General features: G+C 65.5%; 28 protein-coding genes. 5 read left to right on the top strand and 23 right to left on the bottom strand.

Features of this window, described 5'->3' with window-relative positions:
* Positions 1-4: 4 nt before the first annotated feature.
* Positions 5-328, bottom strand: a complete 324-nt coding sequence (locus C4900_RS06450) for a hypothetical protein (protein ID WP_147267142.1) — start codon at positions 326-328, stop codon at positions 5-7.
* A gap of 70 nt (positions 329-398) precedes the next feature.
* The gene (locus tag C4900_RS15970; protein WP_170132440.1) at positions 399-1,157 is read right to left on the bottom strand and encodes a hypothetical protein; all 759 of its coding nucleotides are present in this window, start codon (positions 1,155-1,157) and stop codon (positions 399-401) included.
* Between the two features lie 225 nt (positions 1,158-1,382).
* Here C4900_RS15970 and C4900_RS06440 point away from each other — a divergent pair, with 225 nt between their 5' ends.
* Complete coding sequence (locus C4900_RS06440; protein WP_065971200.1) at positions 1,383-2,978, top strand: ATP-dependent DNA helicase; 1,596 nt, start codon at positions 1,383-1,385, stop codon at positions 2,976-2,978.
* A gap of 34 nt (positions 2,979-3,012) precedes the next feature.
* On the opposite strand, the gene C4900_RS06435 is transcribed toward C4900_RS06440, so the two are convergent.
* The 3 genes from C4900_RS06435 to C4900_RS06425 all read right to left on the bottom strand — a co-directional run bounded on the left by C4900_RS06435 (position 3,013) and on the right by C4900_RS06425 (position 4,229).
* On the bottom strand, positions 3,013-3,396 hold the full coding sequence (locus C4900_RS06435; protein ID WP_147267141.1) for a hypothetical protein: 384 nt from the start codon (positions 3,394-3,396) through the stop codon (positions 3,013-3,015).
* Between the two features lie 19 nt (positions 3,397-3,415).
* On the bottom strand, positions 3,416-3,775 hold the full coding sequence (locus tag C4900_RS06430; RefSeq protein WP_141689313.1) for a hypothetical protein: 360 nt from the start codon (positions 3,773-3,775) through the stop codon (positions 3,416-3,418).
* 82 nt (positions 3,776-3,857) lie between these two features.
* On the bottom strand, positions 3,858-4,229 hold the full coding sequence (locus C4900_RS06425) for a hypothetical protein (RefSeq protein ID WP_065971204.1): 372 nt from the start codon (positions 4,227-4,229) through the stop codon (positions 3,858-3,860).
* A 750-nt stretch (positions 4,230-4,979) separates the two neighbouring features.
* Here C4900_RS06425 and C4900_RS06420 point away from each other — a divergent pair.
* On the top strand, positions 4,980-5,999 hold the full coding sequence (locus C4900_RS06420; protein ID WP_065971206.1) for an AI-2E family transporter: 1,020 nt from the start codon (positions 4,980-4,982) through the stop codon (positions 5,997-5,999).
* On the opposite strand, the gene C4900_RS06415 is transcribed toward C4900_RS06420, so the two are convergent.
* Both C4900_RS06415 and C4900_RS06410 read right to left on the bottom strand, forming a co-directional pair.
* Positions 5,935-7,266, bottom strand: coding sequence for an ATP-grasp domain-containing protein (locus C4900_RS06415; protein ID WP_114282687.1), 1,332 nt, complete (start codon positions 7,264-7,266; stop codon positions 5,935-5,937). The two genes, C4900_RS06420 and C4900_RS06415, sit on opposite strands and share 65 nt — an antisense overlap.
* Positions 7,227-7,631 carry a HesB/IscA family protein gene (locus tag C4900_RS06410; RefSeq protein WP_170132439.1) on the bottom strand — a complete coding sequence of 135 codons (405 nt, stop codon included), beginning with the start codon at positions 7,629-7,631 and terminating at the stop codon, positions 7,227-7,229. The genes C4900_RS06415 and C4900_RS06410 overlap by 40 nt, the downstream gene beginning before the upstream one ends.
* A gap of 126 nt (positions 7,632-7,757) precedes the next feature.
* Here C4900_RS06410 and C4900_RS06405 point away from each other — a divergent pair, with 126 nt between their 5' ends.
* Positions 7,758-8,018 carry an oxidative damage protection protein gene (locus tag C4900_RS06405; RefSeq protein ID WP_065971209.1) on the top strand — a complete coding sequence of 87 codons (261 nt, stop codon included), beginning with the start codon at positions 7,758-7,760 and terminating at the stop codon, positions 8,016-8,018.
* Between the two features lie 132 nt (positions 8,019-8,150).
* Here C4900_RS06405 and acpS read toward each other — a convergent pair whose 3' ends face one another.
* From acpS to rpoE, 12 genes are all read right to left on the bottom strand, one after another.
* Positions 8,151-8,531: a holo-ACP synthase gene (gene acpS, locus C4900_RS06400; protein ID WP_114282686.1), complete on the bottom strand. Its 381-nt coding sequence runs from the start codon at positions 8,529-8,531 to the stop codon at positions 8,151-8,153.
* On the bottom strand, positions 8,528-9,253 hold the full coding sequence (pdxJ, locus tag C4900_RS06395) for a pyridoxine 5'-phosphate synthase (protein WP_065971212.1): 726 nt from the start codon (positions 9,251-9,253) through the stop codon (positions 8,528-8,530). Before pdxJ ends, acpS begins: the two co-directional genes overlap by 4 nt.
* Positions 9,254-9,438: 185 nt before the next feature.
* Positions 9,439-10,152, bottom strand: a complete 714-nt coding sequence (recO, locus tag C4900_RS06390; protein WP_114282685.1) for a DNA repair protein RecO — start codon at positions 10,150-10,152, stop codon at positions 9,439-9,441.
* Positions 10,153-10,155: 3 nt separating this feature from the next.
* Complete coding sequence (gene era / locus C4900_RS06385; RefSeq protein ID WP_065971214.1) at positions 10,156-11,058, bottom strand: GTPase Era; 903 nt, start codon at positions 11,056-11,058, stop codon at positions 10,156-10,158.
* Positions 11,055-11,726, bottom strand: a complete 672-nt coding sequence (gene rnc, locus C4900_RS06380) for a ribonuclease III (protein WP_114282684.1) — start codon at positions 11,724-11,726, stop codon at positions 11,055-11,057. Before rnc ends, era begins: the two co-directional genes overlap by 4 nt.
* Complete coding sequence (locus C4900_RS06375) at positions 11,723-12,100, bottom strand: DUF4845 domain-containing protein (RefSeq protein WP_065971216.1); 378 nt, start codon at positions 12,098-12,100, stop codon at positions 11,723-11,725. The genes rnc and C4900_RS06375 overlap by 4 nt, the downstream gene beginning before the upstream one ends.
* A gap of 32 nt (positions 12,101-12,132) precedes the next feature.
* Positions 12,133-12,900, bottom strand: coding sequence for a signal peptidase I (gene lepB, locus C4900_RS06370; RefSeq protein ID WP_065971217.1), 768 nt, complete (start codon positions 12,898-12,900; stop codon positions 12,133-12,135).
* 1 nt (position 12,901) lies between these two features.
* Positions 12,902-14,695, bottom strand: a complete 1,794-nt coding sequence (gene lepA, locus C4900_RS06365; protein ID WP_083995962.1) for a translation elongation factor 4 — start codon at positions 14,693-14,695, stop codon at positions 12,902-12,904.
* An 86-nt stretch (positions 14,696-14,781) separates the two neighbouring features.
* Positions 14,782-16,197: a Do family serine endopeptidase gene (locus tag C4900_RS06360; RefSeq protein ID WP_211306797.1), complete on the bottom strand. Its 1,416-nt coding sequence runs from the start codon at positions 16,195-16,197 to the stop codon at positions 14,782-14,784.
* Positions 16,198-16,224: 27 nt separating this feature from the next.
* Positions 16,225-17,205 carry a MucB/RseB C-terminal domain-containing protein gene (locus tag C4900_RS06355; RefSeq protein ID WP_114282683.1) on the bottom strand — a complete coding sequence of 327 codons (981 nt, stop codon included), beginning with the start codon at positions 17,203-17,205 and terminating at the stop codon, positions 16,225-16,227.
* A complete protein-coding gene (locus C4900_RS06350) occupies positions 17,202-17,780 on the bottom strand; it encodes a sigma-E factor negative regulatory protein (RefSeq protein ID WP_065971220.1) in 579 nt (192 codons plus the stop codon). Before C4900_RS06350 ends, C4900_RS06355 begins: the two co-directional genes overlap by 4 nt.
* A gap of 26 nt (positions 17,781-17,806) precedes the next feature.
* Positions 17,807-18,394 (bottom strand): RNA polymerase sigma factor RpoE, encoded by a 588-nt coding sequence (gene rpoE / locus C4900_RS06345; protein WP_065971221.1) that lies wholly within the window; start codon positions 18,392-18,394, stop codon positions 17,807-17,809.
* 182 nt (positions 18,395-18,576) lie between these two features.
* Between rpoE and nadB the strand changes: the two genes are divergently transcribed.
* Positions 18,577-20,223 (top strand): L-aspartate oxidase, encoded by a 1,647-nt coding sequence (gene nadB, locus C4900_RS06340; protein ID WP_114282682.1) that lies wholly within the window; start codon positions 18,577-18,579, stop codon positions 20,221-20,223.
* A gap of 20 nt (positions 20,224-20,243) precedes the next feature.
* On the opposite strand, the gene C4900_RS06335 is transcribed toward nadB, so the two are convergent.
* Both C4900_RS06335 and C4900_RS06330 read right to left on the bottom strand, forming a co-directional pair.
* Entirely contained in the window at positions 20,244-21,071 is an 828-nt protein-coding gene (locus C4900_RS06335; RefSeq protein ID WP_065971228.1) for an undecaprenyl-diphosphate phosphatase, read from the bottom strand.
* 84 nt (positions 21,072-21,155) lie between these two features.
* Complete coding sequence (locus tag C4900_RS06330; protein ID WP_147267140.1) at positions 21,156-21,626, bottom strand: DUF2784 domain-containing protein; 471 nt, start codon at positions 21,624-21,626, stop codon at positions 21,156-21,158.
* Positions 21,627-21,656: 30 nt separating this feature from the next.
* Between C4900_RS06330 and C4900_RS16210 the strand changes: the two genes are divergently transcribed.
* Complete coding sequence (locus C4900_RS16210) at positions 21,657-21,809, top strand: hypothetical protein (RefSeq protein WP_211306796.1); 153 nt, start codon at positions 21,657-21,659, stop codon at positions 21,807-21,809.
* A 275-nt stretch (positions 21,810-22,084) separates the two neighbouring features.
* Here C4900_RS16210 and C4900_RS06325 read toward each other — a convergent pair whose 3' ends face one another.
* Positions 22,085-22,423, bottom strand: a complete 339-nt coding sequence (locus C4900_RS06325) for a SaoD/DsrE family protein (RefSeq protein WP_065971223.1) — start codon at positions 22,421-22,423, stop codon at positions 22,085-22,087.
* Positions 22,424-22,825: 402 nt separating this feature from the next.
* Complete coding sequence (locus C4900_RS16625) at positions 22,826-24,241, bottom strand: sensor domain-containing diguanylate cyclase (protein WP_170132438.1); 1,416 nt, start codon at positions 24,239-24,241, stop codon at positions 22,826-22,828.
* Between the last annotated feature and the right edge of the window lie 316 nt (positions 24,242-24,557).

Here is a 24,557-nt window from a genome sequence, read left to right as displayed (position 1 = left end):
GACCTTAGGGCATGCCCGCCGCGCCCATCCCACCGCCCGGCGCCGTGCCGCCCATCCCCTGCGGGCTGCTCATGACCTGCCCCGACGATGTCATAAAGCCGTTGGCGGTGTAGCCCCCGACCGGGCTCGCGACGTTTGCCCCCGCATTGTTGAATTGCGCCCTGGGCGAGAAATACCCGCTCTCGGGCGAGGCGATCTGGCGATGCAAGGCCTGGGCCCCGATGCCGTCGCCCCCCTCGCCGATGGCCGCCGCCCGTATCCCCGCCCAAGTCGGCGCGGCCATCATCACCCCCACCAAAACCCACACCAAACGCCTGTCATTACTCATGATGCCTCCTCGCTGCCGATCACCAAGGCGGGCGGGTGTCCACCCGTCCCGCCGTTACCTGAGGCCGCGATCAGGGACGCCCCATAGCACCGCCCCCCATCGCCGCACCACCGCCCATCGGGGTGCCACCGCCTGCCGAGACCGCCCCGGACATCGCCGCCCCTGGCCCGCCCGGGGCGCCGGCCCCCATGGTCATGGCCCCGGCCATCCCGCCGCCGGTGGCACCACCCATCCCATTGACATGAGCGCCCATGGCGCCCGAGGTGGGATCGAGGGCCGTGGGCCCTCCCACCGGCGACGGCCGCGACCTCAGGCTCGCCGCCAGCGACTCACGATACGCGGCCTTCTCGGCCACACCCTTGTGGATGCGCTGCGCATAATGATCGGCCAGGCGCGCCAGGGCCCGGCCGTGCAGCCCGTGGGCCAGCCCCTGGATCACCAGCCGTGCGGTCACCTGCGGATCGGTACCGGTATCCACGGCCTTGCTAAAGGCGTGACCGGCCGCCATCACCTCGACCGGCGGCGTGCTACGGATCATAGCCTTGGTGAGGACCAGGGCGTAGGCATCGGCCGCGCCCGCCTTCAAGGTCGCGCCCGCATAATCGCCGCGCGGCAGGCTTGGGAGATGGTGGAGGGCCGTGGCCAGCCTCACCAGCGCCGCCCCGCGATAATGATCGGTCGCAACGCGCGCCACCGCCGCCGCCCGGCTCGCGGGAAAGCCCTGCTGCTGCAAGCTCGCCGCCACCTGGGAGGTCGCGACCGCCGAGGCCGCGAACGCGGGCGTGGCCGCCATGAGCGCAAGTACCGCCAATCCGCTTCGTATCGTCATTTGTGTAAGCTCCGTCAAAAAGGCCCCCATGGCCTCGATTCGCTGACTAAGACGGCCGAGCCCGCCCTAAGGTTACACCCCGACGCGGCGTCCCCGGCCGCCCGACCCCCCGTTTATCGCGCGGCGATTATCCGCCTTTGGTGGCGGCCCGGCCCATGCTATGGTGACGGGCACCGCGCCGGTACCAAGGCCGGCCTATCGCCCTGGTCCCGGCGGACCGGCGCGATGGCCTTGCCGACACCATGGCCGCCACCCGAGATGCGCACCAAGACCGCGAGCCCAAAACGCCTTGCCGGCCCGAAAGGAGCGACGTTAAGCCAGCGCCGCGCCTATCTGGCCCTGCATTCCTTCTGTCTGTCCCCCTCCGAGACCGCGGGGTTGCGGGTGCTGTCGGGCTACGCCGGCACCGGCAAGACCTGGCTGGCCGTACACCTCATCGAGGCGGCGTGCCAAAGCGGCCTGCGCGTGGCGGTGTGCGCCCCCACCCATAAGGCGGTCTCGGTCATCACCGCCAAGCTCGCGCGACCGGTGCGTGCCAAGGTCTGGTCGGGCACGCTGCATGCGCTGCTTGGCTTAAAGCTGCGCGAGACGCATGAGGGGATGATGCGCATCACCCTGGATCGCCACCCGAAGACCCTGTATTTCGAGGCGTACGATCTCGTATTCGTCGACGAATCGAGCATGGTTGGCCCGGATCTGCTGGCGTATATCGAACGGTTTGTGCGCAGCGCGCGCACGCGCGTGGTCTATATAGGAGACCCCGGGCAATTGCTACCCGTAGAGGAAACACCGGCCGGCGATGAGCGGCAGCAGGGGCTCGCCTTGGGCGGGCCGGGCGCCCTGGCGCCGCCGGTCTTCGCATCCGGGGCCGAGCGCCACGATCTCACCGAGATCGTCCGCCAAAAGTCGACCGGCCGGCCCCATCCCATCATCCAGCTGGCCGGCGAGATCCGCCGCTACATCGAAGGCGAGGCGCAAGGCACATTCGACCCCGCGGCCATCGGTCGCTATCTGGCGGAACGCCGTGGCGAAATGCCGGGGGTGCATCTGGCGCGCGCTATGCACGCCGCCGACGGGGCGGTGACCCTGCGCAGGCGACGCCCGGCCAAGGACATCCGCGTGATCGCCTGGCGCAATCGCGTGGTCGACGAACGCAACCGCTACATCCACAAGGGGCTGTCGGCGCTGTATGGGCGCGGTGACGGGGAGGGCTGTGACGAGGCGCCGTTCTGGCCGGGTGAGACCTTGATCGCGCGCGAGACCCTATACGCCTTCCACTGCGCAGTGCGCATGGCCGAGCGCACACCGAAGGCCTGGGAAGAGGCCCTGGCCCCGGTCGAGGGCAATGGATCGCCTAACGGCGCCGATCGCGAACGCCGGGACGCGCTCGTGGATCTCGTCGCCAACAATACAGAACTGACCGTGACTTTGTGCGAACCCCTGCGCCATCCCTACCTGGACATACCCGCCTGGCGCGTGCAGGCCCGGGCCGAGGGTGCCGAACCGGTCGAACTCTTCCTCGCGCACGATACCGGCGAGTACCAACGGCTGGTGCGCAAGACGTGGGCCGCTTATCGCGCCGCCGACCATCGCTCACCCGAGGACTTCCGGCGCGCGTGGGCCGTGACGCGCGCCTGTGCGCCGGTCATGCACGCCTATGCCGTGACCGCCCACAAGGCCCAGGGGAGCACCTTCCACTATGCCCTCATCGATGTCGCAGACCTCTACGGCATGGCCGCCGGCGGCCATGCCGACGATTACCATAGGGCGCTGTACGTGGCCGTCACGCGCGCCGCCGAGCAGGTCTGGCTGTGCCTGTGATGCCGTGGACGGCCTTACACGTGCGAAGGCGGCGCTACCAGCCAAACTCCCCGCAAAAGGCCCCGTCGCGATAATCGAGGCGCAGCCAATGGGGACGGAAGGCCTCGCGCCGGCTGAGCGGAAAATCCATGAGCGGCAGATCCTCGAGCGCGGCATCATTCGGCAGGGCGCAATGCCGGGCCATCACCGGATGAAACCACACCACGAGCTGCGGGTGGCCGTCGGCTGAGGGCAGGGGAACGGTATCCGCAGGTGGCGGCCGGTCCCAAAGCAATCGCTTGCGGATGAGACAGCTGAAGAAAAGCTCCATCTCCACATACAAGGGCGCAGCGCGCGCATCGAGGGCGCGGCGCGCCGCCGGGCTCAGCGTCACGCGCCACTCGGCCGATCGCGCCGGCGAAACCGCCCGCCCACTCATGATCCCTGCGCCGGCCATGTTAGGGGGGACCGGCATCGCCCGGCGGCAGGACACGCAGCCAGCCGCTCGGACAGTTCGGTATGCGCGGATAGTACCCCTGCGGGTTCCGGCAGTAATAATAATAGGTCGGCTGCGGCGGCGGCGGAGGCGGATAGTAATTGCGTTCTATGATGACCCGTCGCCGCGGGGCAAAGGCGCGAAAGCCGAACCATAGCGGGAACCAGTCGTCCCCGCCGTCGTCATCGTCATCATCGACCTGAAGCAGTTGCGGGTGCATGGTCCACGCCACCGGGCGCATCGCATACGCCTCGCGGGCGGCTACAACGAACAGGCTGCCGACCAGCACGGCGGCTGTGACAAAAGGATGCTTTATGGCCATCTCCATCCCTCTCGAGACACCAAACTTGACTCCAGCATAACCCATCGGCGGCCGCGAAGAACGGCCCCGCCGTATCATTTTGTTATCGCAAGGCGACGAACGCGCCGAATAGAGCGATCACCGTCCAGGCCAGGAGCTGCGGGCTCATCGGTCGCCCATGCACCACATAGTGGGCGGTATGTTCGCAATTATTGCACAGGAGATGGTAGCCGCGGGGCGCCCGCAAGACCGCTGCACCATTGGCGAGCACGCGGCTACGATAGTGTGTTGGCGTCGGCTGCACGCGTACCGCGCGTCCGGCCGCAAACTCATCGACGCTCGACAGATGCTCGCCTCGGCGCGGACTATTGTGCAATACCCGGCCGTCGAACCACGCCACCCCGACATGCTCGTGCAGGCCCTTGGGGCGTTTCAGGATGTCGCCAGGACGAATGATCGCGTACGACGCCGACATGAGACCTCCGATCAAAGGCCTCCCTGCCGTGTACCACGCCGCCTTGGCGCCCTCATCTCCCCGCGCACGCCGCCCTAGCAAACCCTGACGACCGGGGGCTTATGGCCTGCGCACCGGGCTTAAAGCCTAGCTGAGGCCCACACGGAAATCCACCGCGGGCGATGCCAAGCCAGGACCCCGTCATGCGCCTCCCCAGGTCCTGAGAGGGCCCCAGATGTCCTGAGTTTTTCCTGTGCGCCCTGCTATGACGGCAAGCGTGAACCGCCTTGATCGGGATGGCGCGGTGGCCTCGCAGGTGCCCGTACACCCCGTGCGCGTAGGCGCATGCGCCCAGTGGCAGCACTCGAGGCACGCCCACCACACTACCGGGGCCAAGCGTGCACGCGGGATGCAGCCTGCTAGCGAAGCGCGATGGCTCAAGACTCGCACCCCTGGGCTTGGCGCAGGCGGCCTGGCCGTGCGCCCCGCACGATGCCCCAAACGCCGGCCCCTCCCACGCCCCTGCGGCGCGCCGGGCCTGTCTTACGTTGTGATAGACTCGTGGCCATCACAGACTCGACGCCGGGGCAATGGAGGGCACAGCGTGAAACATTCTCGCATCACACATGAGGCGTCGGCCCGTTGCGACGCACGCTGTGGCCGGGCGCGCCTACGCAAAACACCCAGGGACGACGCATCATCGCACGCTGACACCGGCATCGGCGCGCCGGCCGCGACCCATCGCACCGTAACCCACTGGGTTTGCGCCTGATGCGCAACGCCTGGTACGGGCGTGTGGCGCTCGCGGCCTTGCTGGCCATCGGGCTCTACCCTTTGAGCCCCTACTTCGTGCCGCTTTTCATGGGGGCGGTCTTGTGTACCGTGGGTTGGCGCGTACAGCTCGCCGTCGAACGCGCCTTAAGCCTGCCGCGCTGGGGCGGGGCCACGCTGCATGCCTTGACCTGGCTTGCGGTCATCGTGCTGCCATCCTGGCTTGTCATCCAGACGCTCGCCGCCAAACTCGCGCCGCGCATCGCGCGCTGGAAGAGCGGCGCGCCGCTCGTGACCGTGCCCCCGCAACTCGCCCATGCACGCTTCATCGGGCCGTGGCTCGCGCGGCACCTCCATAAGCTCAATGCCAACGTCCTCGTCCATTATCTCGGCAATCACTCGGACCTCATCAAGGCAAGCCTCGGGCATGTTTGGATCTTTCTGCTGCATACCCTGATCGCGAGCGCCGTGGTGTTTTCGCTCGCCCTGCGCGGCGAGAAGATGCGTGCGGAACTGATCTGGGTCGCCGAGACCCTATGGGGTCCGCGCGGCCAGCAGGTGCTTACCGCCGCCGCCGATGCGGCGCGCTCGGTGATGCTCGGCGTCATCGGCGTGGGACTGGTCGAAGGGGGGCTCATCGGTCTTAGCTACGGGCTCGCCGGTATGCCCCTGTGGTCGATCTGGCTGATCGCCACCGCCCTGCTGTCGGCGATCCCGTTCGGTGCCGGTGCCGTACTCGCGCTGGTGTGTGGCTGGCTCATGCTCACAGGCCATGTGTTTGCCGGCCTGCTTACCGCCGCCTGGGGGGCCGCGGTCATCACCGCCGCCGATCTGCTGCTGCGTCCGCTTGTGACCGGCAAGGAGAGCTCAGTGCCGTTCATGGCTTTGCTGCTCAGCATCCTCGGCGGGGCCAAGGTATTCGGGCTGGTGGGGGTCATCGCCGGCCCCCTGCTCATCATGCTCGCGGCATCGCTGTGGCAGTCATGGTTGCGTCAGCCGCAGCTTCCCCCGCCGGCATAAGCGTCGGGCGCCACACCGGCGCCAACACGAAACGCAGGTGGCCATGCGCGGTCTTCAGGGCCTCGTAGACCGTCGCCGGGTCGGGGCCCTCGGCGAATATAAAACCGAGATAGCTCGCCCCCTCCGGCAACGGCACGAGCTCCTGCCCCTCGCGGGCATCGATCACGATCTCGACCACCCCCGGCACGCGATCGGCGGCCATGAGCCCCTCGACGCGTTTCAGGAGGCCAAGCCCCGGAATCGGGATCATGAGGACACCCGCGGCGTCCGCGCGCGCGCCCACCGCCACCTCCTCTCCCAACGCGTGACGCACGATGAGCTCCTCGAGCGACAGCCCGGTCCCGAAGCGCAGCAATCGCCCGCACAAACCCCCTATGGTGCGCGCCGCGATCTCGATCACCCATATGCCTTCGGCGTTCAACCGGCACTCGGCATGGATCGGGCCTTCGCGCAGGCCATAAGCGCGCGCGCCGCGCTCCACGACGTCGCGCACCGCCTCACGCGTCGCGGCATCCAGTCGCGAGGGGGTTATGTAATAGGTCTCCTCGAAAAACGGTCCATCGAGGGCCTCGGGCTTGTCAAAGATCGCGAGCGTACGCAAGACGCCACCCACGAGCAGGCCCTCGAGCGCAATCTCGAAACCCGGCACGAAGCGCTCGATGAGCGCGCGGTTCCATACCGCCCGGTGATCGCGTCCGAGGATGGCACGCAGCCGCACAATCGCCGCGCGCAACCCCGGCTCGTCGTCCACGCGCATCACCCCGCGGCTGCCCGCTAGCGCGACCGGCTTCAACACCAGCGGATAGGGAAGGTCGGTGAGCGCCGGTAGCGCATCATCGAGCGCCAGCACCCGATGCCACGGAACGGGGACGCCGGCCGCCTGCAAGACCGCGCGCGCCCGGTCCTTGCGACGCGCGATGGCGAGCGCCTGCGGCGGGTTAGCGGCAAGCCCGAGACGCGTGGCGAGCGCGCCGGCGACCTCGGTCCCCCAGTCGTCGAGCCCCAGGATCGCCTGAAAGGGCCCCCCGCGATCCATCTCCTGGCGCACGGCGCGCTCGCAGGCATCGAGGTCGTGCAAGGGCAGGCGCAGACCGGGGAGTCCACTGCTCACCACATTCGCCGCCCCCTCGCTGACCAGTACCACGTCCGCGCGTGCGCCGGCGGCGGCCAGAAACGGCACCGTCCGGTAGGACCCGAACGGCGCTATGAGCAGGAGTCGCGGTCGCCTTAATGGCTCCCGCACCCGCCGCCACCGCACCCGCCGCATGCCCCACCACCCCCGGAGCGCGCGAACACGTTGCGGAACAGGAAGCGTGGCTCACCATCCTCGGTGTAGTCGATCTCGGCGCCCTCCAGATAGCTCAAGGCCACCGCATCCACGAAGATCTTCAGGCCATCCTTCGCCCACACGGCATCACGCGGCCCTTCAGCCTCGGCCATCACCATGCCATAGGTCATACCGCTGCAGCCTCCGCCCGAGACATAGACGCGTATACCGATGACCCCGTCCGCCGCCGCCTGCGCGACGATCTCGCCCAGTTTCGTCTGCGCCGGACCGGTCACCTGGATCTCGTCTGTGAGCTGTGCCGGAAACACCGGCATGCTGCTTACCACCGCCTGTTCTTGCCCCATGAGGACCTCCTTCGGAAAGCGCCAGTATAGCGCCCGCCGCGACATCTCGTAAGGGCGCCTTCCTAAGGGGCCCCGCGCTCCGTTATACTGGCAATACCGAACTTACAGAGGACGTCTGCCGTGCGCATGGTTCAGTGTCGGGTCTTGAAGCGCAGCGCGCCCGGTCTTGAGCGCCCCCCCTATCCGGGCGAACTCGGCCAGCGCATCTATGACGAGGTCTCGCAAGAGGCCTGGCGCCAGTGGCTGGACCAGCTGTCGGTGCTCATGAATGACCACCATCTCAATACCGCCGACCCCGACTCCCAAAACGACATCGAGGCCATGATGCGCGCCTTCCTGTTCGAGGGGCGCCCCCCGGTCGTCAAGGCCGCCGGCGGCAAGAAGTAAAGAGGGCACCGCGCCGGGGCGCCGTACGGGGGTAATCTGATAGCAGCCTCCTGTGCCGCCCGTCGTTCGCGTTCGAATGCCTATACCCGGGACCCGAGGACCTTGCAGGCTCCGGCACCGCCGGCGGGCGCTTCAAGGGCCCTCCAATATCACGAACGCCACCGCATAGTCGGCCTCGTCGCTTAAGGTGATGTGCATAGCGCGCACCCCGAGTCGCGCGGCGTGCGCGTGGGCCCCGCCTGCCAATACCAGCCGCGGGCATCCCAGGCCATCGTGTGTCACGCGGATGTCGCGCAGGCCAAACGTCCCGCGAAACCCGGTACCCAGGGCCTTGGCGGCGGCCTCCTTGGCGGCAAAGCGCTTGGCCAGGAAATGTTCCGGGCGCGCACTGGTCGCGAACTCGCCATATTCGCCATCATCGAGGATGCGATGCGCGTAACGCTCGCCGAAACGCGCCAGACCCGCCTTGAGCCGCGCCACCTGGACGATATCGGTGCCTATCCCGAGGATCACAGGGGCGAAGCGCTGGCAACCATGAGCCGCTTCATCTCGGCCACCGCTGGCCCGAGACCCGTAAACACCGCACGCGCGATGATCGCATGCCCAATATTGAGTTCGACCACACCCGGGATCGCGGCCACCGCCTCGACATTATGGTAATGCAGGCCGTGTCCGGCATGCACGATAAGACCGAGCCTACGCGCCTGCGCCACCGCCTCACGCAACCGCTCGTACTCGCGCGCCTGCTCGGTCCCCTTGCTATCGGCATAGGTGCCGGTATGAAACTCCACCACCGGCGCGCGCGAACGCGCCGCGGCCTCGACCTGGCGCGCATCCGGGTCAATGAAAAGCGCGACCCGCACACCCGCCTCGGCCAATCGCGCACAAGCCGCCGCCACCTTATCCTCGGCGCCTGCGACGTCGAGGCCGCCCTCGGTCGTCAGTTCCTCGCGTCGTTCGGGCACGAGGCAGCAATCCTGCGGCTGCACGCGCGCGGCGATCGCCAGCATCTCGTCTGTGACCGCCATCTCGAGATTCATGCGCGCACTCAGCATCCCCGAGAGCAAGATCACGTCGCGCTCCTGGATATGGCGCCGGTCCTCGCGCAGATGCAGGGTGATCACGTCCGCCCCGGCCTGCTCGGCCACGAGCGCGGCCTGCACCGGGTCGGGATAACGGGTCTTGCGTGCCGCCCTTAAGGTGGCCACATGGTCGATGTTGATGCCAAGCTTCATGGGGGTCCTCGTAGCCTACCCGCGCCCCGCGTCGCGGGAGATATAAGGTGTGTTGATGCGCCCGTCGCTCGCATCATGGGCCGCACAGCCCGGACTTGGCCCGGCGCCCGGGGACGGGCTCCGTCGGCGATAGGGGATGCCCCATAGACCTCGGGAGACCGTCCGTGGCCGGGTTGCCAGGACATTTATGGGCGCGACTGCATGCTGCGAAAGAGGCTGCGCGTATACAGGGGCTTATCTCCCAGCAAGGGGGCAAGCGCCACGCGCAGCAAGGACTTGGCCTCGCGCAACTGCTCCGGATCGAGAGGTGCCTCGTGCGCCAATGCGATCAGGGTCGCGCCCTTGACCGCAACACCCCGGGAATCGCCGTCGTCGGCCACGGGGCCCTCGTCTGGGAGATAGCGGTAGCTCCGGTGGGCGCGCAATGGTTCCCCGGTGTGCGCATCATGGGCAAGCGCCAATCCGTATCCAAGGCCGGCTAGCAGGCGCTTCTCGAATATTCTCAAGGCCTGTTCCTGGCAGCACCCTTCCGCGAGCCTGCGCAACACATCGTCATACGCGCCATAAAGATCGGCATGCGCCTCGTGGCGATGCAAGAGCCGCAGCACGAGCTCATTCACGTAAAAGGCGCACCACACGGCATTACCCTTGAGCCCAATTGCCATCTCCGGGGCCTCGGCGCGCGTGAGCGTCCCGAGCTCCCCGCGCCCCGACCAACTCAGAAGCAGCGGCTGGAAGGGCCGCAGATGGGCCCCAGCGAAGGCCCTGCCGGGCCGGCGCACACCGCGTGCCACAAGCCCCACGCGCCCGCAGCCATGGGTGAATGCCTCAAGCAGCAGACTCGTCTCCCCATAAGGGTAACGATGCAGAACAAAGCCGCGTTCGCTGTCCGTGCGCATAATTCAATTGTCGCTCCCATAACCCAGGCTTTGCAAGGCGCGCGCATCATCGGACCAGCCACCCCGCACCTTCACCCACAGCCCGAGATAGACCTTGCGTCCGAGATGGCGCTCGAGCGCTCGCCGGGCGGCACTGCCCACCGCCTTGAGGCCGGCCCCGCCCTGCCCCACCAGGATCGCCTTCTGGCCCTCCTTTTCGACATAGATTATCGCTTCGATGCGAACCAGATGTTTTTCCTCACGAAACGATTCGATGTCCACGGTCGTCACATAGGGGATCTCCTGGGCAAACCGCCGGAACACCTGCTCGCGCACGAATTCGGCGGCCACGAAGCGGTCGCTGCGGTCACTCAACTGATCCTCGGGATAGAGTGCCTCGCGCTCCGGTAGAGCGCGCGCGATCACCGCCTCCAGGGCCTCGACATTGCTGCCATCGCGCGCCGACAGGGGCACGATCTCGGTGGCGATACGGCGCTCGGCGAGCGCTGCCAAAAGCGGCAGCAAGGCCTCCTTGTGCGCCATGCGGTCGACCTTGTTCAAGGCCAGGATCAGCGGGCGGTCGCCGCGCAGGCCCTTCACGAAATCGAGCGCCCGCTCATCATCGTCCTGCAGTCGCGGGCAGGCCGCCACCAACACCAGGCAGTCGGCCTCGGCGAGCGCCGAGGCCGTGGCACCATCCATCTGCCGCGCCAAGGCCCCCTTTCCGCCCCACACGAGGCCCGGGGTGTCGAGATACAAAAATTGCGCGTCCGCGGTGGTCTTGATCCCGAGGATGCGATGGCGGGTGGTCTGCGGCTTCGGGGAGGTGATCAAAAGCTTGTGCCCGAGCAGGCGATTTATGAGCGTCGACTTACCGACATTGGGGCGCCCGAAGACCGCGATCGTGCCACTCCGGTAGGCGCTCATGGGCCGCCCAACCGCTTCAGCGCCAACCGCGCGGCCTCCTGTTCGGCATGACGACGGGTCGCGCCTCGGCCGTGCACCGGCGCAAGCCCAGCCACCAGGCAGGCGACCTCGAAGTGTTGTTCGTGATCCTGTCCGGTCACACCCACGAGATCGTAACGCGGCCGCTCGCGGCCCCGCGCCTGCAGAAACTCCTGGAGGGCGGTCTTGGCGTCCTTGACCTGCGCATGGACCTCGATCCCCGATAGCCGGCCGGCAAAGAGATCGAGCAGCATGGCGCGCGCGGCCTCGTAGCCGCCGTCCTGATACACGGCCCCGACAACCGCCTCCAAGGCATCCGCCAGGATCGAGTCACGGTCGAAGCCGCCGCTCTTCAATTCCCCGCCGCCGAGCCGCAAAAAGCCTCCCAGACCGATCTCGCGCGCCACCGCCGCCAGGGTCTCGGTACGCACCAGGCGCACGCGCAGCCGCGTCAGTTCCCCTTCGGTAAGATCGGGAAAGCGCGCGGACAGGGCATCGGCCATGGCCAGATTCACGACGGCGTCCCCCAAAAACTCCAGGCGCTCATTGTTGCATGCCCCGTAACTGCGGTGGGTCAGCGCCTGGGTGAGCCGCTCGGGATCGCGAAACACGTATCCCCAGCGCTGTAACAGTCGCGCCTCCCCGGTCAACGGCCGGTCACCGCATGTCGGTCGTCGAAGCGCAGATCCGCGGCAATATTAGCCATGATGGGTATATGCACATGGTAAAGGAAGACCATGACGCGCCCCCCCTGCGCGGTACGCTGGAAATGCAGATCCCTGTGCACCGAGACATGGCTTACGTAGCCTACCGAGAACTCCCGCCGCAAGGCGGCGCGCAGTTCGCTGCGCCCCATGGATGCCGCCCCCGGCTGCTTGGCGACACTCGCAAGCGCCTTCTCGATCTGCCAATTGTCCAGATAGGACGGCCCGATCTTGAAGCCCAGAAACACCCAGAATCCGATGACGATCACGCATATCAGCGCACTCCATAACGACGCACCGCGCTCCGTTCGCCACGCCATAAGCCCTCCCGCGGATGTTCTCCTTATATTCTTTAGGGGATGCTACGCCCTATCCGCTTCCAATCCACGCCGCCGCCATGCGCCGTATTCCAGCTAAACCAGATGAGGAACGCTTGGCCAACCAGGTTCCTTTGCGGGACGTAGCCCCAGTAACGGCTATCATCGCTCAAATCCCGATTATCGCCCAACACGAAATACTCGTGCGGCGGCACGACAAAATGCATGGGCTTTTGGGTGAGCCCCGGGATCAGGATGATGTGATGCTTGATCTTTCCGAGCTTCTCCGTATACCGATAGGCCTCCAGGACCTGACCATTTTGCTCGGTATACAGGTAAGGCCGCTTGTGATAATGCGGGATCAGCTTACCGTTGATATAGAGCTGCTTATTGATATAGGCAATGTGATCCCCCGGGAGCCCGACGATGCGCTTGATATAGTCGATCGACGGGTTCTTCGGATAACGGAATACCACGACCTGCCCACGCTTGGGCTCGCCCACCGACAGGATCTTGGTGTGCAGGATCGGCAGCCGCAGACCGTAGGCGAACTTGTTCACGAGAATGAAGTCGCCGACGTGCAGGGTCGGAATCATGGACCCAGACGGGATGCGAAACGGTTCGACTACAAACGACCGGATCAAAAGCACCACCAGGATGACCGGGAAGAACGACCGCGCATACTCGGCATACAGCGGCGGCCGCTTGGTCTTGTCCTTGCGCACCACGGCATCGATCGCCCACAGGATGCCACTCAAAAAGAGCAGGCCGACGAGCCACTCCGAAAAGTCGTCGAGCAGCATGTTATTTATCGACCCGCAACACGGCGAGGAACGCCTCTTGGGGGATTTCAACGGATCCGAGTTGTTTCATACGCTTTTTTCCTTCTTTTTGACGTTCGAGAAGTTTGCGTTTACGGCTCACATCGCCGCCGTAGCACTTGGCCGTGACGTTCTTGCGCAACGCCTTGACCGTCTCGCGGGCAATGACGTGCGCGCCAATCGCCGCCTGGATGGCGACATCGAACATCTGGCGCGGTATGAGTTCGCGCAGACGGTGTATGAGTTCGCGTCCGCGATACTGGCTCTGGGCGCGATGGACGATGATCGACAACGCATCGACCCGGTCGCCATTGATGAGCACATCGACGCGCACGAGATCGGCCGGGCGGAATTCCCGGAAATCGTACTCGAAGGAGGCGTAGCCACGGCTCAGGGACTTCAGACGGTCAAAGAAGTCCATGACCACCTCGTTCATCGGCAACTCATAGGACAGCATCGCCTGGCGCCCGAGAAACCGCAGGTCGGTCTGCACCCCGCGCTTTTCCACGCACAGCTGGATCACAGGACCCAGATACTCCTGGGGCACCAGCACGCGGCAGGCGATGATCGGCTCGCGGATCTCGCGTACGCTGCCGGGCTCGGGCAGGCGCGCCGGATTGTCGATGCGCAGGCATTCCCCCTTGGCGGTCTCCACCTCGTAGATCACAGTCGGGGCGGTGGTGATCAGGTTCAGGCCATATTCCCGCTCGAGGCGCTCCTGGATGATTTCCATATGCAGCATGCCGAGAAAGCCGCACCGGAACCCGAAACCGAGCGCCTCCGAGGTCTCGGGCTCGAAATGCAAAGACGCGTCGTTCAGCTTGAGCTTGTCCAGGGCCTCGCGAAAGCCGTCGTAATCCCCGGCCTCGATCGGATAGAGGCCGGCGAACACCCGCGGCTTGATCTCCTTGAACCCGGGCAGCGGCGCGGCGGCCGGGCGCCTGGCCTCGGTGATGGTGTCGCCCACCCGCGCCCCCTTGACGTCCTTGACGCCGGCCACCACGTATCCGACCTCGCCTGTGTGCAGCGCCTCGACCGCCTGACGCTTGGGCGTGAACACCCCGACCTGTTCCACATCGTAGTCGCGGCCCGTAGCCATCATGCGCACGCGCAGGCCGCGGGCAAGCACGCCATCGACCACGCGCACGAGGGCTATGGTGCCGAGGTAGGCATCGAACCAGGAATCGACGATCAACGCCTTCAAGGGCGCCGCTTCATCCCCCTGCGGCGGTGGCACCAACGCCACGATCGCCTCCAGGATGTCGCGTATGCCTTCACCGGTCTTGGCGCTCGCGCGGATGGCACCGGCAGCCGGCACGCCGATGATGTCCTCGATCTCGCGTGCCACGCGCTCGGGATCGGCGGCCGGCAGGTCGATCTTGTTTAAGACCGGAACGATCTCGAGATTGAGTTCGGCGGCGGTATAGCAATTGGCGACGCTCTGCGCCTGCACCCCTTGCGCGGCATCGACGACCAGCAGCGCGCCTTCACAGGCGGTCAACGAGCGCGATACCTCGTAGGAGAAGTCGACGTGTCCGGGGGTATCGATGAGGTTCAACTCGTAGGTCAGGCCATCGCGCGCGACATAGCGCAACGTGACGCTCTGGGCCTTTATGGTGATGCCGCGCTCGCGCTCCAGGTCCATGGAATCGAGCACCTGGCTTGCCATCTCGCGCGCACTCAAACCCCCGCACAATTCAATGAAGCGATCGGCGAGCGTCGACTTGCCATGATCGATATGGGCGATGATCGAAAAGTTTCGAATGCGATCTTGCAAGCTTGGCCTTGATGCGTGGATGTTTACCGCGAAAACCGGTCACGGGCGTGTTGCCGCATCATACCGGGTTTCGCGGGTCACACCAACTATTTGGTCAGGGCCAGGAACACGGAACTCCCATCCCTGTGGATAAGTACCGGGACCGGGTGCTGCGACGGGACGTGCGCCAATATCGTCATGAACGCCGACACGCTCGCCACCGGGTGGCCCGCGAGACTCAGGATTACATCGCCCGGCGCAATACCGGCCTTCTCGCCGGGGCCCTGGCTCACCCCGTCGACGAACACCCCCCGGCTTACACCGAGTTCGCGCCGCTCATGGACGGTGAGATCGCGCAGCGCAAGCCCGAGCGAGGCATTGTGGCGCGGCTTATGCGACGGCCGCGTGTAGCTCACCGGCAAGGTCTCGGGCAGGGCCCCGACCACCACCGACAGGGTCTGTGGGTGGCCATTGCGGATGACCTCGAGATGCGCGGTTGTGCCGATGGGGCTAAACCCCACGAGCGGCGGGAGCTCCGACGAACGCGTGATCGGATGGCCGTCGTAGCGCACGATGACGTCACCTGCCTGTAAGCGCGAATGCGCGGCCGGGCTGCCGGGCAGAACCTCGGAGACCAGCGCCCCATAGGGCTTGGGCAGATCGAACGATGCCGCGAGCTTGCGTGTCACATCCTGGATCGTGACCCCAAGCCAGCCCCACTGCACATGCCCGTTGGTCTTCAGGTCGTGGCTTATGCGCAGGGCGAGATTGATCGGGATCGCAAATGACAGGCCCATGAAGCCACCGGTGCGACTGTAGATCTGCGAGTTTATGCCGATGACCTGGCCGCGGGTGTTGAACAGCGGGCCGCCGGAGTTGCCGGGATTGATCGGTACATCGGTCTGGATGAAAGGCACATAATCGGAGCCCGGGAGATTGCGCCCGATCGCCGACACGATCCCGGACGTGGCCGAATTCTCGAACCCGAATGGAGCCCCTATGGCGAGCACCCAGTCACCCACCTGCAGGCGCGATACATGGCCGATATGCACAGTCGCGAGATGCGTCGCGGGGATCTTCAGGAGCGCCACATCGCTCTTGGTATCGAGGCCGACCACGTGCGCCACATAGTCCTGATTGTCAGCGAGCTTCACGATCACTTGCGTGGCGTGGTCGATGACATGCGCGCATGTCAATATGTAGCCATCGGACGCGATGATGAAGCCTGACCCCAGGGACTTGGTCACGAACTGCTGCGGGTTTGCCTGTTTGTCGTGCGGCAGGCCATGAAAGAGCGGGTTCGAGGGGACCCCGGGCCCCCCGGGCCCCCCGGGCCCCTCGGGGGCACCGAACCCGAATCCGGGCACCACGCCCTTCATGACCTGGGTGCTGCTGATATTGACCACCGCCGCGCGGTTCTCGCGCACGATGTGGGCGAAATCGGGCAAGCGCGCCGCACACGCCGCGCTGCCCGCCGTCATCACCATGAACCAAACCGACAGCATCATCCTGCGCGCGATCATGACCATCCTTTGAAACCCCCCGTCCATTCAGGGCGCCGCGGGCCCGAGCCTCCGGGTGAGCGGTCGCACCGACAGCGCCATGGTCTCGACCGTCAAGGTCGGTACATCCCCAAGTGCTGTCACCATCCTATGGTCCACGACCGCGCGAAAGACGTGCAAGGCCCCCAGGCGATAGAGCTGCGCATGGACCGGCTTGCGCGGCGCGCGCCGCCCTATGAATACCGATACCCCCGCGAGACCGTCCGAATAGACCAGATGCTGCACGATCCCCTTGTGTCCGGCCATGCGCCGCATGAGGTGCATGGCCAACCGAAATCCCGGAGGCACCCGCGTCACCGTCCAGGTCGGCGTGGGATCGGGAAACAGCTCGCCCCGTTCCTCTTTATAGGTGTCGGCGTGCCCTACGCCAATCGGTCCAACGGCCGAGGCGGGAATCGTGCGCCGCAGATGGAGATGGGCGAACAGAAATTGCTCGATGGCCTTGCCGCCCTGGTTTATGACCGTGGCCTTCAGCAACAGGCCGTTCTTGCGGTCCGCCCACAGCCTATATCCATAGCGGAAGTCGTCACGCGGGTCGATCACCACGAGCCTCGCCACCGCCCCGGCCACGCGCCCCAGCCCGCCGAGATGAATCGCATAGTACCGGCGCAGGGTCTTTAGGTGAGTGGGTATGAGCGCCGGGAAGGCCTTCAAGGCCATGACCCGCTGCTCGATGAACTCCACGTGATCATGGGGCAAATAGCATTGGATCTGTCCATGGCGACGGATGATCACCTGGCGACGCCCATCGAGGGTGGTGAGACGCTCGGTCACCCGGCCGTGGGCCACGCGATGCACGATGCGCATGGCCGACAACAGGCGGTCATGGCGATAAACGAAGGTACCGGTGTAATTGAGAGTACGCGCGGCATTCTGCATACGTTCGAGCCAGACACGCGCACTGTCGGCAAAGGCTGCGCCGCTGATCAACACAAGGCCCGCGGCCCACAGCGGCCGCCGACCCTTCATGGCTTATTCCGTACCCCCTGTGCCGGCGGGCCGTTATAGGCCGCCAATCGGACATAGGAGAGGCCATTGATCCCGGCAAGCGGCGCAACCGCCGAATGCTCGAGCAGGAAGGCGTTGAGCCGACGTCGCCACTGGGGCCCCTGCCAGTGCGCCCTTTCCACGTAACGTGGCGGCGTCGGCAAGGGTGATGCGAGCGCCGTCTGGACCGACGCCGGTGATACCCCGGCCGATGGCGTACCCACCACCGCCACGCGCAACGCAAACAGCGCGGTGGCGGCGGTCAACGACGCGGCGAGTGCAAAACGCGCCACCTGCCATCCCCGCTGGCGCCCGAGCGGACCCCAGAAGGTCGGTGTCGCGGGCGCCGCCTCGTCCTCGGCCAGCGCCGCGAGGACATGCGCCGACAGGTCGGCGAGCGGCTTGCCGTCCCACTCTCCGCGCAGGATCGCGCGCGTCATGTGATAGCGGCCCCAGAGCGCCTGCAACGCACTGTCCTCCACCACCACATCCAGCAGCTTTCCGCGCTCCTTCGCCTCCAGTTCCGCATCCATCAACGCCGACAGTGTCTCTTTCATACACCCTCTCCGCCCACGAAGACCCATCACAGCTCAAGCAACGGCTTCAATTCCTTGTCTATCGCCTCGCGCGCCCGGAAGATCCGTGACCGGACGGTGCCGATGGGGCATTCCATGATCGCGGCGATCTCTTCGTAGCTTAACCCTTCTATCTCGCGCAGGGTAATGGCCGTCCGCAAATCCTCCGGTAAGGCCTCCAGCACCCGCGTCACGGTGCGTGCGATCTCATCGGTTAATACGCTGTGTTCGGGCGTCGCAATCTCGCGCAGACTCGAACCTTCTTCGGCCAACTCCATTTCGTCAGCCTCGAGGTCGGAAGACGGCGGCCGCCGCCCCTGGAACACCAGATGATTCTTGGCGGTATTGATCGCGATGCGATACAGCCAAGTATAGAACGCGCTCTCTCCACGAAAGCCGTTCAACGCCCGGTAGGCCTTGATGAAGGCCTCCTGGGTGACATCCTCGACCTCGGTCCTGTCGTACACGTAGCGGGCCACGAGCTTCGCAATCTTGTGCTGGTACTTACGCACCAGCAGATCGAAAGCGCCCTTCTCGCCCTTCTTGACGCGCGCCACCAGTTCCTGATCGAGGCTCTGGTCCGAGTTGTCGTTCAAAGGGCTTCCTACCACTTGTAAGTGACCACGGCCATGGGAAAAGGTTCGCTCCTCGGCAAAGATTTTGCGGTATCCATGGCAGTTGGCATAGGTGGGCGTATCTATCGCTTCGACGACTCGTTTTGCAATAAGGACCAAAGCCACTATGATAGCGCAAAACCCGCCGGCGCGTTGCATCACCGATGAAGAAACCCGCAGACCCCAAACCCCATGACTTCGATTTTGCGATCATAGGCTCCGGACTCGCCGGACTGACCATGGCCCTGCATCTGGCTGACCACGGCCGCGTGGCACTGTTTGCCAAAGACGGTTTGGTCGATGGTTCGAGCCTCTATGCGCAGGGGGGGATCGCCGCGGTCCTGAGTCCAGAGGACTCGTTCGAGTCGCACGTCCAGGACACGCTCGATGCCGGCGCCGGCCTGTGCCGGGAGAGTGCGGTACGGTTCGTGGTGGAGCATGCCCCGCAGGCGATCCGCTGGCTGATCGCCGAGGGTGCGCCGTTTACCACCCACGACGGCCGCTACCATCTCACGCGCGAGGGCGGCCACAGCCAGCGGCGCGTGGTACATGCCGCCGATGCCACCGGGCGGGCGGTCGAGACCACATTGGCCGCCAAGGCCGCGGCCCACCCGCGCATCCATATCCTCACCGATCACATCGCAGTCGACCTCATCACCAGCGCCAAACTCGGCGTAAGCGGGCCCAACCGCTGCCTCGGGCTCTATGCCCTGAACAAGACCACCGGGACGGTCGACGCCTATGGCGCGCGCCTCACCGCGCTCGCCACCGGCGGCGCCTCCAAGGCCTATCTCTACAGCAGCAACCCCGACACCTCCACAGGCGACGGCATCAGCATGGCCTGGCGCGCGGGTTGCCGCACGGCCAACCTGGAGTTCGTGCAGTTCCATCCGACCTGCCTCTATCATCCGCAGGCCAAATCCTTCCTGATCTCCGAGGCCGTGCGGGGCGAGGGCGGCCTCTTGCTGTTGCCCGACGGGACGCGCTTTATGCCCGACTACGATGCGCGCGCGGAACTCGCGCCACGCGACATCGTGGCGCGCGCCATCGACAGCGAGATGAAACGTCTAGGTCTCGATGCCGTCGGCCTCGATATCAGCCATAAGGGGCGCGCGTTCATCGTCGATCACTTCCCGAATATCTATGAACGCTGCCTGGGCTTTGGTTATGACATGGCGCAGGGCCCCATCCCGGTGGTGCCCGCCGCCCACTACACCTGCGGCGGCATCCTCACCGACCTGCGCGGCCGCACCGATCTCGCCGCCCTCTACGCCATCGGCGAATGCGCCTACACGGGGCTTCATGGCGCCAACCGCCTGGCCAGCAACTCGCTGCTCGAATGCCTCGTGCTCGGACGCGCCGCCGCCTTGGATGCCATCACGGGCCTCGCCACAAGCCACCCGCCGGTCGCGCTCCCGCCATGGGACGAGAGCCGCGTAACCGACGCCGACGAGGGCGTCGTGGTATCGCACAATTGGGAAGAGCTGCGGCGTTTCATGTGGGATTATGTCGGTATCGTGCGCACCAATAAGCGCCTGGAGCGCGCCCTCCACCGCGTGGCGCTCCTGAACCAGGAGATCCACGAGTACTACGCCAACTTCAAGATCTCAAACGACCTGATCGAATTGCGTAATCTCGTGCAGGTGGCCGAGCTCATCATTCGCTCCGCGCAATCGCGCACCGAAAGCCGCGGCCTGCACTACTCGCGCGATTACCCCGAACCGGATCGCACGCGCCCGGCGCGCGATACCGTCCTCACCCCGCCACACTTCGCTCAGGCCTGCCGGCTACCGGGCGACCACTGGCCGTGAGATAACGGCCCGACACGCGCCTAGACAAAGTACCAGGCGAGCGCCGCGGCCCCGGCCGCCAGGCAGTAATAGCCGAACGGACGCAAGGCCTGCACCTCCTGTTTGCGAAAATAGCGCATCAGGATCCAGGTACTGAGGTAGGCGAACACCCCGGCGAGAGCGCCCGACAGAAAGATCCCGCCGAGATCCACGTGGCCCGTAATCCGAAAGAGCTTCGGAACCTCGAGCAGCGCCGCCGCACCTATGATCGGCGTCGCCATGAGAAACGAAAAGCGCGCCGCCACTGCGTAGTCGAAGCCCTTGCCAAGACCGGCTACCACCGTCACCCCTGAGCGCGACATGCCCGGTATAAGCGCGAGCGCCTGGGCGGCCCCTATGATGAGCGCCTTGCTCCAATTCATGTGCTCAAGCGTGTGGTCCGGACGGCGCTTCTTCAAGACATCGCCGATCAGGAGCACGACACCGTTCACCATGAGAAAGGTCGCCGCCACCAGCAGATTGGCAAACAGCAGCTTGATCTTCTTTTCGAACAGAAGGCCGATGAGACCCGCCGGTATCGACGCCACCACCAGCAACCAGAAGAGCCGCGCGTGCTCGTTGCGCGCCCGCCCGCGCGCGCGCCAGAGTCCCACCAGGATGTCGCGCCAATCCCGCCAGAAATAGAGCAGCAGGGCGCTTGCGGTACCGACATGGAGGACCACCAAAAACGGCAGGAAGTCGGGGCTCGCCTTGGCGATGTGCCAACCGAGGATGGTGCGGATGAGGACGCTGTGGCCTAGGCTACTGATCGGAAAAAGCTCGGTGACGCCCTGAACCACCGCCAACACCAACATCTGCCCCAACTGCATCCCGCGTCCCTCGATGTGTTCGCGGCAGTATAAAGGACCGGCCCGCATGCGCCAAGGCGACCGCGGGCACCGCGCGCTCGCCTTTCAGTAATGATCGGGTGGCAACCGCCACCAATAGAATACTGCCAACGCCACGAGTCCCAGGTAGAGTCCGGTAAACACCATCGGCGGCCATGCATGGAAGAGTATCGCCTGCAACAGTCGCGGCACGAAGGCACGCGGCGCGCCTTCGCCACCGCGCAACCGGTATTCCCAGAGCGTCAAAGGGCAGGTGATGCCAAGCAGCTGCTCGCACGCCACATAGCCGATCGCGACACCATGGAGGACCCGATAGCGGACACTACGCGTCCACCGCCACACGCGCCACGCCCCCAGCGGGATCAGCAGGAAGCCGCTCGCCACGAACGCCACGTAGGCGAAGTGCACGATCAGGATCGCATCGGCCGCATAGGACTGTATCATCATGCCGGCCTCCTCGGTCCCCGACACCGGTGGCCACCCTTGGTAGGCCGCCGCCCGGATCCGGCTCGGAAAGGGATAATACGCAACTCCCACAGCAACACCATCCTGGTGCCGGCATCTGCTTTGGCCATCCCTGAGGTCATGCAAGGGTCCCTACAGATCCCGGTCCTCTCCCCGTATCGGATCCCGGCAAGGCCAGGCGATACCGTCTTTGCCGATCGCGATACGTTCGACAAGGATACGGGCGAACGAGAGGAACTCAAGATCCATGGCTGATAAGGCGGCCCCTAGATCGAGGCCGCGAGACCCCTTGATGCCACCTTTCAGGACTGCATAGGGCCCATCCGCAAGCGCCCAGCCCTACCGATCCTTATCTTCTCTTCCTGACACGAAAAGACCTAAAGGATCTGCCCCCGCGGCACGGGTCTATCACCCCCGTTTCGGGCCATCGCACCAAGGCGCCGTCACCGCGCTCGTCCGGCCGCCCATGAACGGTTCGGTTTCATAAACGCCAAGCTCGTTTCAGTTTCCGCGCTATCCCTGCCGTCTTTTCAGAGGGTGATCACATGATCGGGGGCTGCGGGGGCCAATGCCCGGTAGAGATTGGGGAAACACCCGATTACAGCCCCATCCACCAGGGATTCTGCAATCCCACGCTCATAGCAGCATTGATCGCATCCCATCAACAACATCCCTTGCGCGCGGGCGACCGTTGCCAGGCGCTCACCCAAGGGATTGCCCCGCACCAGAACGTAATTATTATCTTCGAAGAAGAACATGCCAACCACATCCACGCCATGCACACCCGCCTCGAGCTGAGGTAGGATCATTTTGCCCAATTTGTAAGAAACCGTGTGGCCTTGGGTGGTGAAGATATAGGCGACCTTCATGCGTGACCTCCGTGGGGTGAGGCTCCATGATAACGCGGAATCCGCCATGGAGTCCCAGGAGACTTCATCATCCTGACCCTGTCCCTGAACATCCCCGGCCTATCCTCAAATCGTGGCGATGCACAATAACGGCCCTGTGCCCACTCGATCCGGAGGGCGGCCCATACCTTGGCGCGGGCCTCTCCATCGGCGATCGCGGCAATGCACGAGACCCAAGGCCGGCGGCGAGATCCTAAAGTCCCTGGACGATGCGCGGGCCCTGCGCGCCCTTAGCCCGCTTCACGAGCGAGCGTGGTCAAGTTTGACGAAGGCCAATGGCCATTCGGTGAGATGGGGAGGAAGGAACGACTATCCGGCCGCGGATAACTCCCCGCCCCTGTGCCTGACATCCGCCCCCCGATGTCAGGCACACTGGTCCGCCGCAGGGTCCGCCCACACCTGACGATCCCGCCCATCGCGCTTGGCGGCATAAAGGGCGCGATCAGCGCGGGCAATGATACTGTCGGCGTCAGCATCCTTGTCATCCACGCACGTCGCGCCGATGCTCACGGTCACTGGGATCAGCCGGTCCTGGTACCCGAAAGGCGTACTGCGCACCGCCTCGAGCAGCTTCGCGGCGGTGGCGCGCACGCCTTGCGCACCGGTGCCCGGCAACACCACCAGAAACTCCTCGCCGCCATAGCGTCCGACGACATCGCTTCTACGCACCGTCATACGCAGACGCGCGGCGACCTGTGCCAACACCTCGTCGCCGGCGAGATGCCCCCGTTCATCGTTGATCATCTTGAAATGATCGAGATCGATCATGAGGATGCCAAACGGCGCATCGCCCAGACGCCAGGCCTCGAAGTGCTCGCTCAGATGCTGAAAGACGGCACGGCGGTTCAAAAGCTGCGTCAGGGCGTCGCGCTCGGCGATGGTGCTCAATTCGCTGTTTACGGCGCGCAGGTGGGCATTGGCGTGATTCATGCGCGCCTCGCGCCACACGAGCCGGCCATAGAGACGGTTCACCTCCGCCAAACAGCCAAGGAGCACCGCCAGGGACGCCGCGAGGCTCACGGCGTGGGCGGCATACCAGCCGACGCTAAACCGCCCCGCCCCGCGATGCATGAGCGCGGCGTCACACCATATCCCGGCCATGGCCACGAATAGCCAGGTATCGAGTACGGTCCGTGCCCTGCGGCCATAAGCCAGCGCCACCATCGCCAATACCATGGCAACCGGCATCAAGGCCATCAGAAAGGCGGGCACATGAAAGCGCGCACTGCCGACAAGCGCCGGCAGAGACCCCGATCGCGCCAGCGTCACGGCCACGACCACCAAAATCGCCATGATCCCGGCGCTGCGTCGCGCGACGCGCGGGAAGTTCGCGGGGCGCGACCAGGCGGCCGGGTACAGGCCATAGGCCGTGACGCCGCCGGCAAAGAGCGCGTGCCAGAAGACCCATAGCCAGGCTGAGGCCTCGCCCATGCGTCCTCTGGCCACGAAAAACGCCGCCGGAAAGAGCCAGGCGTTGGCCGCCACCAAGACCGCACTGCCGAGATAGGTGACCGCCAGCAGCGCCAGTGCCGGCTCCTCGCCGGCCCGTGCCTGCCCCCATAACAGGTAGGCGGTCAACATGTCGGCGAGCGCGGTCAATGGGGCAAGGGCCGGCAGAAAACCCGGCAGGATGAGCATCGGGGCCCGGGCGTGCGTGGCGACCACGAGTGTCACCACCGCAAGCGTCCCGATAATGGCGGCGGCGGCCATACGCACCGAGGCCGTGGCCGGCGCCTGACCGAGCGTCAGTACCAGATACTCCTCCCCGTCCTGACCCATCTCGTACCCTCGGTTCCTTGTTCCCTGATAATCCCTGCATAGTCCCCCGATAATCCTTGCATAGCCCGTGCCAGCGAGTAGCCGAAGGGGCACCTCCTCACACCGACTCGCGCCACCGAGCGCGCAATCTCGCATCCGGCGGTTCCCGGAGGAACACCGGCGTCGCTGGTGGACCGCCACGCGCAAGACCTGCCCTAAGCGGGCCCAAGCCGGACGAGCGCCTAGGGACTTGCGCCAAGCGCCGCCCCGCCGCATCCTGGCCCCGCTCACGGTCTGCTGTGAACGCCCCGCCAAAGGCGCCGTGATCCCGGCCCGG

The sequence above is a fragment of the Acidiferrobacter thiooxydans genome (assembly GCF_003333315.1).
Classification (GTDB): domain Bacteria; phylum Pseudomonadota; class Gammaproteobacteria; order Acidiferrobacterales; family Acidiferrobacteraceae; genus Acidiferrobacter; species Acidiferrobacter thiooxydans.
Note: the sequence above shows the minus strand (reverse complement) of the source record. Positions and strands in the feature narration are given on the sequence as shown.